Source organism: Ideonella sp. B508-1 (assembly GCF_000333615.1).
Classification (GTDB): Bacteria; Pseudomonadota; Gammaproteobacteria; order Burkholderiales; family Burkholderiaceae_C; genus Ideonella.
The window spans coordinates 1-8,258 of record NZ_BADL01000326.1; the positions used below are offsets into that span (position 1 = coordinate 1).

The following is an 8,258-nucleotide window of genomic DNA, read 5'->3' on the forward strand; positions in this document are numbered from 1 at the left end:
CAGCTGGGCCAGGCTGGGGTTGTCCGGCAGCGGCGAACGCACGCTCAGTTCGGCAATCGCCAGATGGCTGGCCAGGGCGGCCATGGCAAAGCGGTCGAGGCCGTATCGACGTTGTCGAGCACCACCAGATCGGCGTCGATCGCCGTGTCCACCGCATCACCTTCGATCAGGCGGTTGCGTGCCCCGCTGATCGTGAATCCCTGGTCGTACAGCAGCTCCCGGATGCGTCGGATCAGCAGCACCTCGTGATGCTGGTAGTAGCGGCGATTGCCGCGGCGCTTCATCGGCCGCAGCTGGGTGAACTCCTGCTCCCAGTAGCGCAGCACATAGGGCTTCACCCCGCACAGCTCGCTGACCTCACCGATGGTGAAGTAGCGTTTGGCGGGGATGGCCGGCAGCTCGATGTGGGCGTCTGACATGGCGTGGCTTCAAGGGGAGCGCGCCAACCCCTGGGGTCGGCGCGAACAGGGAGAGGAAACTTTACTCGAAGTCTTCAGAAGGCGGGACGTCGCCCTGCACCACCGCCTTGAGCTTGGCACTGGCATGGAAGGTGACCACGTTGCGGGCTTTGATAGGGATCGACTCCCCGGTGCGCGGGTTCCGTCCGGGGCGCGGCGCTTTGCGACGAATTGCAAAATTGCCGAAACCCGAGAGCTTCACGTCCTCTCCTTTGACGAGGGCCTCGGTGATGATCTCGAAGAAGGCCTCGACCATGTCCTTGGACTCGCGCTTGTTCAGGCCCAGCCGCTCGAACAGCAGTTCGGACAGCTCGGCCTTGGTCAGCGTCGGCGTTTCCACCGAGGTCAGCAGCACGCGCTCGCCACCGGGCAGATCGTCTTGGGCATTCATGCTCATCGGCTTCCCTCTCCTACTTCCATTCAAGCACGCAGACGCGCGCCGTGGGCCACTTGCACCCGTGCCACCGCGGCGGCCATGACCGCTTCGATGCGCTCATCGTTCAGCGTGGTCTCGTTGTCCAGCAGTTCCAGGCGCACGGCCAGGCTGCGCTCGCCCGCCGGGATGTCGGCCGTCGGCTGAGCCGGCTTGTAGATGTCGAACAGCACGGCCGTGCGCACCAGGCCTTGCGGATCGGCACGCAGGGTGTCGATCAGGGCTTCGTGGCTGACCTTGTCGGACACCACCAGGGCCAGGTCGCGCAGGCTGCTTTGCTGGCGCGGCACCGGCTGGGCCACCGGCACGGGACGGGCCTGCACCGCGGACAGGTTGAGCTCGAACAGCACCGGCGCCTGCGGCAGGTCATAGGCCTGGCGCCACTTGGGATGCAGCTCGCCCACATGGCCGACCACCACGCCGTCCAGCAGCACCGCGGCACAGCGGCCCGGGTGCATGGCCGGATGTTCGGCGGCCTGGTAGCTGGCCTTGTACGGAGCCAGCAGCGACTCGACATCGCCCTTCACATCGAAGAAGTCGACGTTGCGCTCGGCCTCACCCCACTGCAGCGGCAGCGCCTGACCATAGGCCAGGCCGCCCACATGCATGGGCTGGCAGACACCGGCGACGCTGGTGTCGGTGGAGGCCACGCTGGCGTCGCGCCAGAACACACGGCCCACCTCGAACACCCGCACGCGCGAGGCCCGGCGGGCCAGGTTGTACTTGAGCACGTTGACGAGGCTGCCCATCAGGCTCGAGCGCATCACGGCCAGCGGGGCGGCGATGGGGTTGAGCACCTTGATCGGGTCCTCGTTGCCGGACAGCTCGCGCTCCCAGCGTTCCTCGACGAAGCTGAAGTTGATCGTTTCCTGGTAGCCCAGTGCGGCCAGGGCGTGGCGCACGGCGTGGCCGCTGCGGCGCGCCTCGGGACGCACCTTCACGGTCACGGGGGCCAGCGGCGGGGTGGCGGGCAGGCGGTGGAAGCCCAGCACGCGCACCACCTCCTCGATCAGGTCTTCCTCGATCGTCAGGTCGAAGCGCCAGGACGGCGGCGTGACGGTCAGCTCGCCCTCGCCTTCGGTGTATTGCAGGCCCAGGCGCTGCATCACACCGGCGCATTCGGCCTGGGTGACGGGCATGCCGATGACCTTGGCCGCGCGGGCCACGCGCAGGCGCACCGGCTGGCGTGCGGGCATGGCCGGCTGCACGTCGGTGATCGGGCCGGCCTGGCCGCCGCAGATCTGTTGCACCAGCGCGGTGATGCGCTCGATGTGCTCGACCGTCTGCTGCGGGTCCACGCCGCGCTCGAAGCGGTGGCCGGCATCCGTCGAGAAGTTGAAGCGGCGCGAACGGCCGGCGATGGCCGAGGGCCACCAGAAGGCGGCCTCGATGTAGATGTTGTGGGTGTCGTCGGACACGGCGGTGGCGTCACCGCCCATGATGCCGGCCAGCGATTCGACGGCCTGGTCATCGGCGATCACGCCGACCTGGCCATCCACCGTGATGGTGTTGCCGTTGAGCAGCTTGAGCGTCTCGCCCTTGCGGCCCCAACGCACCTGCAGGCTACCGTGGATCTTGTCCAGGTCGAAGATGTGCGACGGGCGGCCCAGCTCGAACATCACGTAGTTGGAGATGTCCACCAGTGGGCTGACCGAACGCTGGCCGCAGCGCGCCAGGCGCTCGACCATCCAGGCCGGCGTCTGGGCCTTGGTGTTGACGCCGCGCACGATGCGGCCCGAGAAGCGGCCGCACAGGTCACTGGCCTGCACGTCCACCGCCAGGGTGTCGTCCAGCGCGGGGGCCACGGCGTCGATGCGCGGGGCGTTCAGCGGGGTGCCGGTCAGCGCGGAGACCTCGCGCGCCACGCCGTACACGCTCAGGCAGTGCGCCAGATTGGGCGTGAGCTTGAGGGTGAAGAGCGTGTCGTCCAAGTTCAGGTACTGGCGAATGTCCTGGCCCAGCGGCGCGTCGGCCGGCAGTTCCAGCAGGCCGCCATGGTCCTCGCTGAGCTGCAGCTCGCGGGCCGAGCACAGCATGCCGAAGCTCTCCACGCCGCGCAGCTTGCCCACCTTGATCTGGAAGGGCTTGCCGTCTTCGCCCGGGGGCAGTTCGGCACCCACCAGGGCCACGGGCACGCGGATGCCCACGCGGGCATTGGGTGCGCCGCAGACGATCTGCAGCAGGCCGTCCTTGCTGTGCGGCCCCGCGTCCACGCGGCACACGCGCAGGCGGTCGGCATTGGGATGCTGCTCGGCTTCGACGATCTCGCCCACCACGATGTTCGTGAACGGCGGCGCCACCGGGCTCATCTCTTCCACCTCCAGACCGGCCATGGTCAGCAGGTCGGCCAGTTGCTGGGTGGAGATCGGTGGGTTGCAGAACTCGCGCAACCAGGATTCAGGGAATTGCATGTTGGGATCCGATGATGTTCTGGGAAACGGGCGGGAGCGGCGGGCACCTCGGGCGCCCTGCCCGGCTCACTTGAACTGGCTCAGGAAGCGCAGGTCACCGTCAAAGAACAGGCGCAGGTCGTTCACGCCGTAACGCAGCATGGTCAGCCGGTCGGGCCCCATGCCGAAGGCGAAGCCGATGTAGCGCTCGGGGTCCAGGCCGAAGTTGCGCACCACGTTCGGGTGCACCTGGCCGGAACCGGCCACCTCCAGCCAGCGCCCCTTCAGCGGCCCGCTGGCGAAGGCGATGTCCACCTCGGCCGAGGGCTCGGTGAACGGGAAGAACGACGGGCGGAAGCGGATCTCCAGATCGTCGGTCTCGAAGAAGTTGCGGAAGAAATCGGCGAAGACCGACTTCAGGTCCTTGAAGGACACGTTCTCGCCGATCCACAGGCCTTCGCACTGGTGGAACATCGGCGAGTGGGTGGCGTCACTGTCCACGCGGTAGGTGCGGCCCGGCGCGATGACGCGGATCTCGGGCATGGCCTGGCCCGCGGCCAGCGCGGCGGCGTGGCGCTTCACATGCTGCACGGCGTGCCGCACCTGCATCGGGCTGGTGTGGGTTCGCAGCAGGTGGCCGCTGCCGTCCGGCGCCTGGGTGTCGACATAGAAGGTGTCGTGCATCGAGCGCGCGGGGTGGTCGGCCGGCGTGTTCAAGGCGGTGAAGTTGAACCAGTCTTCCTCGATCTCGGGGCCATCGGCCACCTCGAAACCCATCGAGCCGAAGATGGCCTCGATGCGTTCCATCGTGCGGGACACCGGGTGCAGCCCGCCCATGCCGTGCTGGCGGCCGGGCAGCGAGACGTCCAGCGACTCGGCCTTCAGCTGCGCCTGCAGTTCGGCCTCGGCCAGGGCCTGGCGGCGTTCGGTCAGCAGCGACTCGATGCGCTGCTTGGTCTGGTTGATCTCGGCCCCGCGGGTCTTCTTTTCCTCATGGGACAGGGCACCCATGCCCTTGAGGAGTTCGGTCACCTGACCGGCCTTGCCCAGGTAGCGGGCCTTGGCGTTTTCCAGCTCGGCTGGTGTGGCGGCGGCAGCGAAATCCGCCTGCGCAGCGCCCACCAGTTGGTCGAGATCGTTCATGTTCGGTGCAAATCAATGAAAAAAGGCCGACACCTGGGGTGACGGCCTTTGAGAGCCTGAGAGGGTTCTCAAAGCCTGCCAGGCAGGCCTTGGTCACCCTGCAGGGTTATCAAGCAAGCTGGGCCTTCACCTTGTCGACGATGGCGGCAAAAGCGGCCGGGTCGTGGATGGCCATGTCCGACAGGACCTTGCGGTCAATGTCGATCGAGGCCTTCTTCAGGCCAGCCATGAACTTGCTGTAGGTCAGTCCCAGGCTGCGGGCGCCGGCGTTGATACGGGCGATCCACAGTTGACGGAACACGCGCTTCTTGGCGCGACGGTCACGGTAGGCGTACTGACCCGCCTTCATTACCGCCTGCTTGGCGATGCGGAAGACGTTCTTGCGGCGGCCGCGGAAACCCTTGGCCAGGGCCAGAACCTTCTTATGACGAGCGCGGGCGGTAACACCACGTTTGACGCGAGGCATGTGTTTCTCCTTCTAGTCTTGGTGGATTACAGGCCGGCGAACGGCAGCATCTGAGCGATGTGGCCCATGTTCGTCTCATGGACGTTGGCCGAACCGCGCAGCTGACGCTTGTTCTTGGTCGTCTTCTTGGTCAGGATGTGACGCTTGAAGGCTTGGCCGCGCTTGACGGTACCGCCCGGGCGCACGCGGAAGCGCTTCTTCGCGCTGCTCTTGGTCTTCATCTTGGGCATGACTGCTCCTTTTATGACACCTCTGCTGGGCGGCGGCGTGGTCACACCGCACTTGATGGCCTGCAGTGGCTTCTCTTCGCCACCCGGTGACCAGACCGGGCGGTGAAACCTTGAAAACGCTTACTTCTTCTTCGGGGCCAGGACCATGATCATCTGGCGGCCTTCGAGCTTGGGCATGTGCTCGACCACCGCCACATCGGCCAGTTCGTCGCGGATGCGCTCCAGCAGCCGCATGCCGATGTCCTGGTGGGTGATTTCACGACCGCGGAACCGCAGCGTGACCTTACCCTTGTCACCGTCTTCGGCAATGAAGCGGCGCAGATTGCGCATCTTGATGTTGTAGTCGCCTTCGTCCGTGCCCGGACGGAACTTGACTTCCTTGACCTCGATGACCTTCTGCTTGGACTTGGCCTCGGCAGCGCGCTTCTGCTCCTGGTACTTGAACTTGCCATAGTCCATCAGCCGGCACACCGGCGGATCGGCCTGGGCTGCGATCTCGACCAGATCGACGTCGTGCTCGGCTGACAAGCGCAAGGCTTCCTGAATGCTCACGATGCCCAGCGGCTCGTTCTCCACGCCATTCAGACGCACCTGAAGTGCCGTGATCTCGCGGTTGAGTCGATGCTTGCGCTCGACGTTCGGCATCCGACGGTCGGCAAAGGTAGCGATGGTGAAAACCCCTCATGCAGGTCTTCCGGCAAGAGGAAAACCCCGTTGAAAAAGATTGGAACGCAAAAAACCGAGGTCGCCTCAGACCTTGGTGGCAATGTCGTTCGCGAGCTTCTCTTGGAACTCTGCGAGGGACATCACACCCAGGTCCTGGTTGCCTCGGGCGCGCACCGCGACAGCCCCGCTTGCCTTCTCCTTGTCGCCCACGACAAGGATGTACGGAACTTTCTGCAAAGAGTGCTCGCGGATTTTATACGTGATTTTCTCGTTGCGCAAATCCGCCTGCACCCTAAGCCCTTGTTTTTGCAGCGCTTTCACCACGTCCGTGACGTAATCCGCCTGGGCGTCGGTGATGGAGGACACCACCACCTGCGTCGGCGCCAGCCAAACCGGCAGCGCGCCGGCGTGCTGTTCGATCAGGATGCCGATGAAACGCTCCAGGCTGCCGACGATGGCACGGTGCAGCATCAGCGGGCGGTGGCGGCCGCCGTCCTCGCCCACGAAGTCGGCGTCCAGGCGCTCGGGCAGGTTCGGGTCGATCTGGATCGTGCCGCACTGCCAGGGCCGGCCCAGCGCGTCCTTGAGCGTGTACTCGATCTTCGGGCCGTAGAAGGCGCCCTCGCCCGGCAGGTACTCGAACTCGCAGCCCGAGGCCTTCAGGCCGTTGGCCAGCGCGGCCTCGGCGCGGTCCCAGCTTTCCTCGGTGCCGATGCGCTTCTCGGGCCGGGTCGACAGCTTGTAGATGATGTCCGTGAAGCCGAAGTCCTTGTAGACCTTCTGCAGCAGTTGGGTGAAGGCCACCACCTCGGATTCGATCTGGTCTTCCGTGCAGAAGATGTGGCCATCGTCCTGCGTGAAGGCGCGCACGCGCATGATGCCGTGCAGGCCGCCGGTGGGCTCGTTGCGGTGGCAGGCGCCGAATTCACCGTAGCGCAGCGGCAGGTCGCGGTAGCTCTTGATGCCCTGCTTGAAGATCAGGATGTGGCCCGGGCAGTTCATCGGCTTGAGCGCGTAGTCGCGCTTCTCCGATTCCGTCGTGAACATGTTCTCGCGGTACTTGTCCCAGTGGCCGGTCTTCTCCCACAGGCCCTTGTCCAGGATCTGCGGGCCCTTGACCTCCTGGTAGCCATTCTCGCGGTAGACGCGGCGCATGTACTGCTCCACCTCCTGCCACACCGTCCAGCCCTTGGGGTGCCAGAACACGGTGCCGGGCGAGTGCTCGTCGATGTGGAACAGGTCCAGTTCGCGACCGATCTTGCGGTGGTCGCGCTTCTCGGCTTCCTCCAGCATGGTCAGGTACTGCTGCAGGTCGTCCTTGCTGGCCCAGGCCGTGCCGTAGATGCGCTGGAGCATCTCGTTGCGGTGATCACCACGCCAGTAGGCGCCGGCCACCTTCATCAGCTTGAAGTGCTTGAGCTTGCCGGTGCTGGGCACGTGCGGGCCGCGGCACAGATCCTCGAAGGCGCCCTCACGGTAAAGCGAGACATCCTCATTGCTCGGGATGCTGCCGATGATCTCGGCCTTGTAGGCCTCGCCCAGGTTCTTGAAGTAGGCCACAGCCTCATCGCGCGGCAGCACGCGGCGCACCACCGGCTCGTCCTTCTTGGCCAGCTCGGCCATCTTCTTCTCGATGGCGGCCAGGTCCTCCGGCGTGAAGGGGCGTTTGTAGGCGAAGTCGTAGTAGAAGCCGTTTTCGATGACCGGGCCGATGGTGACCTGGGCCTCCGGGAACAGCTCCTTGACCGCGTAGGCCAGCAGGTGGGCCGTGGAGTGGCGGATCATCTCCAGCCCCTCGGGCTGCTTGTCCGTGATGATGGCCAGCGCGGTGTCCTGCTCGATGCGGAAGCTGGTGTCCACCAGCCTGGCCGCATCGCCCGTGCCGATCTTGCCGCCCAGGGCAGCCTTGGCCAGGCCGGTGCCGATGGACGCTGCCACCTCGGCCACCGTCAACGGGGCCGGGTATTCGCGCTTCGAGCCATCGGGCAAGGTGATCGTGAGCATCGGAGATTCCTCAAGGGGCACCTGCAGGTGCCAGATTGAATTTCAGGGGGAGTGCGCGATGGCCGGCGCAGAAAAGCAAAACGCGGCCACCGGGGCCGCGTTGCGAAAGCACAAACGAGAGACGCAGAAGTGCACCGCGGCCGATCAGACCTCTTCGAAGAAGATCGAGCGAGTTCGCGGTGTCATAACCCGTGCTGCCTTTCCCGGTTCTGCTAGGTTGGTGAAGCAGACCAGACCGCCGCTGGTGCAATCCGCAAGGCGGCGCGCAAGCGCCGGGCCGAAAGGCCGCACTGGAGGAAGGTCCGGACTGCACAGAGCAGCGTAGCGGGTAACGCCCGTCCACCGCGAGGTGCGGATCAGAGCCACAGAGACGAGTCGGCGACGGAAGGCGCAAGCCTTCTTGGGAGACGGCATGCCGCGCTCCGACGTCGCCGGGTGAAACGCGGCAATCTCTACGCGCAGCAACAC

9 protein-coding genes are annotated in these 8,258 nt (G+C 65.6%); all 9 read right to left on the reverse strand.

The window, feature by feature from the left end:
* Positions 1–44 precede the first annotated feature (44 nt).
* Positions 45–419, reverse strand: coding sequence for a MerR family transcriptional regulator (locus I73_RS28010; RefSeq protein WP_085944606.1), 375 nt, complete (start codon positions 417–419; stop codon positions 45–47).
* Positions 420–480: 61 nt separating this feature from the next.
* A complete protein-coding gene (locus I73_RS14385) occupies positions 481–855 on the reverse strand; it encodes an integration host factor subunit alpha (RefSeq protein ID WP_022981255.1) in 375 nt (124 codons plus the stop codon).
* 23 nt (positions 856–878) lie between these two features.
* Complete coding sequence (gene pheT, locus I73_RS14390; protein WP_022981256.1) at positions 879–3,302, reverse strand: phenylalanine--tRNA ligase subunit beta; 2,424 nt, start codon at positions 3,300–3,302, stop codon at positions 879–881.
* A gap of 66 nt (positions 3,303–3,368) precedes the next feature.
* The gene (pheS, locus tag I73_RS14395; protein ID WP_022981257.1) at positions 3,369–4,424 is read right to left on the reverse strand and encodes a phenylalanine--tRNA ligase subunit alpha; all 1,056 of its coding nucleotides are present in this window, start codon (positions 4,422–4,424) and stop codon (positions 3,369–3,371) included.
* A gap of 109 nt (positions 4,425–4,533) precedes the next feature.
* A complete protein-coding gene (gene rplT, locus I73_RS14400; RefSeq protein WP_022981258.1) occupies positions 4,534–4,890 on the reverse strand; it encodes a 50S ribosomal protein L20 in 357 nt (118 codons plus the stop codon).
* A 26-nt stretch (positions 4,891–4,916) separates the two neighbouring features.
* Positions 4,917–5,120 (reverse strand): 50S ribosomal protein L35, encoded by a 204-nt coding sequence (rpmI, locus tag I73_RS14405; protein WP_022981259.1) that lies wholly within the window; start codon positions 5,118–5,120, stop codon positions 4,917–4,919.
* A gap of 120 nt (positions 5,121–5,240) precedes the next feature.
* Entirely contained in the window at positions 5,241–5,765 is a 525-nt protein-coding gene (gene infC, locus I73_RS28015) for a translation initiation factor IF-3 (protein WP_022981260.1), read from the reverse strand.
* A gap of 105 nt (positions 5,766–5,870) precedes the next feature.
* Positions 5,871–7,790 carry a threonine--tRNA ligase gene (gene thrS, locus I73_RS14415; RefSeq protein WP_022981261.1) on the reverse strand — a complete coding sequence of 640 codons (1,920 nt, stop codon included), beginning with the start codon at positions 7,788–7,790 and terminating at the stop codon, positions 5,871–5,873.
* Positions 7,791–7,934: 144 nt separating this feature from the next.
* Positions 7,935–8,258 (reverse strand): hypothetical protein (locus I73_RS34025; RefSeq protein ID WP_234409514.1); only part of this gene is annotated, 324 nt, incomplete at its 5' end.

Bases quoted from the DNA above. Each gene is read 5' to 3' on its own strand.
- rpmI (WP_022981259.1), bottom strand. From the start codon at position 5,120: ATGCCCAAGATGAAGACCAAGAGCAGCGCGAAGAAGCGCTTCCGCGTG.
- thrS (WP_022981261.1), bottom strand. From the start codon at position 7,790: ATGCTCACGATCACCTTGCCCGATGGCTCGAAGCGCGAATACCCGGCC.
- I73_RS14385 (WP_022981255.1), bottom strand. From the start codon at position 855: ATGAGCATGAATGCCCAAGACGATCTGCCCGGTGGCGAGCGCGTGCTG.
- rplT (WP_022981258.1), bottom strand. From the start codon at position 4,890: ATGCCTCGCGTCAAACGTGGTGTTACCGCCCGCGCTCGTCATAAGAAG.
- I73_RS28010 (WP_085944606.1), bottom strand. From the start codon at position 419: ATGTCAGACGCCCACATCGAGCTGCCGGCCATCCCCGCCAAACGCTAC.
- pheT (WP_022981256.1), bottom strand. From the start codon at position 3,302: ATGCAATTCCCTGAATCCTGGTTGCGCGAGTTCTGCAACCCACCGATC.
- pheS (WP_022981257.1), bottom strand. From the start codon at position 4,424: ATGAACGATCTCGACCAACTGGTGGGCGCTGCGCAGGCGGATTTCGCT.
- infC (WP_022981260.1), bottom strand. From the start codon at position 5,765: ATGCCGAACGTCGAGCGCAAGCATCGACTCAACCGCGAGATCACGGCA.